General features: G+C 68.3%; 2 protein-coding genes and 1 pseudogene. All 3 read left to right on the top strand.

Annotated features, from left to right (window positions below):
• Nucleotides 1-247: hypothetical protein (locus tag RTO53_RS14405; RefSeq protein WP_312238437.1), on the top strand; the 247-nt coding region annotated here is incomplete at its 5' end.
• Between the two features lie 11 nt (nucleotides 248-258).
• Nucleotides 259-420, top strand: a complete 162-nt coding sequence (locus tag RTO53_RS14400; RefSeq protein WP_312238436.1) for a DUF2934 domain-containing protein — start codon at nucleotides 259-261, stop codon at nucleotides 418-420.
• Nucleotides 417-986: pseudogene (locus RTO53_RS14395) on the top strand (glycogen debranching enzyme GlgX); the annotation flags it as partial. The gene RTO53_RS14400 and the pseudogene RTO53_RS14395, both read left to right, overlap by 4 nt.

The raw sequence follows: 986 nt of genomic DNA, 5'->3' as shown, positions 1-986 counted from the left end.
GGCGCTGAGCCGGCAGCACGCGCAGCAGCGGCTGGTGCTGGTGGTGGCGATCGATACCACCGCCGGCCCGGCCGCGCAGGCGAGCGCCGCGCTGCCGGGTCGCTTCTGGGGTGGGGCACGCGTCAACGTCCCGCCTGGCCACTATCGCAACGTACTCACCGGGCTGGCTGTAGATATTCAGACCGTTGGAATTTCCCTGCGGGCGCTGTCTGCGGACAGCCCCGTGACCGTGTTGATCCACCAATGAAGCCGGGACCCATGGAAGAGCAAGAACGCCGCGAACGCATTGAAGAACTGGCGCGCCAGATCTGGGAGGCCGAGGGCCGCCCGGATGATCAGGGCATGCGCCATTGGCTGATGGCCGAGCGCCTGCTGGAGGCCGAACTGCAGGCCGCCACGGGCGGGGAGGGCGGCCAATGAACGGTCAGCCGTCGGTACAGACCTCGCGCCTGCGCGCGGGCCGCCCGTTCCCGTTGGGGGCCACCTGGGATGGGCTGGGGGTCAATTTCTCGCTCTACAGCCGGCATGCCACCAAGGTGGAGCTGTGCCTGTTCAACGATCGCGGGCGCGAGGTGGAGCGGATCGTCCTGCCCGAGTACACCGATGAAATATGGCATGGCTACCTGCCTGACGCCCGCCCGGGCCAGCGCTATGGCTATCGCGTGCACGGCCCGTACGCGCCCGAGGAGGGCCACCGTTTCAACGCCAACAAGCTGCTGCTGGACCCGTATGCCCGGCAGATCGTGGGGCAGCTCAAATGGGCGCCGGCGTTGTTCGGCTATACCGTCGGGCACCGCGACAAGGACCTGAGCTTCGACAAGCGCGACAGCGCCCCGTTCATGCCCAAGTGCGCGGTCGTCGATGATGCCTTCACCTGGGGGCGCGATCGCCCGCCGGGCGTGGCGTGGGAAGACACGGTGATTTACGAAGCGCACGTGCGTGGCCTGACGATGCTTCACCCGGAGGTGGCCGAGTCGGCGCGCGGC

The organism is Stenotrophomonas sp. (genome assembly GCF_031995405.1).
Lineage (GTDB): Bacteria > Pseudomonadota > Gammaproteobacteria > Xanthomonadales > Xanthomonadaceae > Stenotrophomonas.
This window is presented reverse-complemented; position numbering and strand designations above follow the sequence as displayed.

Coding starts and splice junctions, on each gene's coding strand:
- RTO53_RS14400 (WP_312238436.1), top strand. CDS start 259: ATGGAAGAGCAAGAACGCCGCGAACGCATTGAAGAACTGGCGCGCCAG.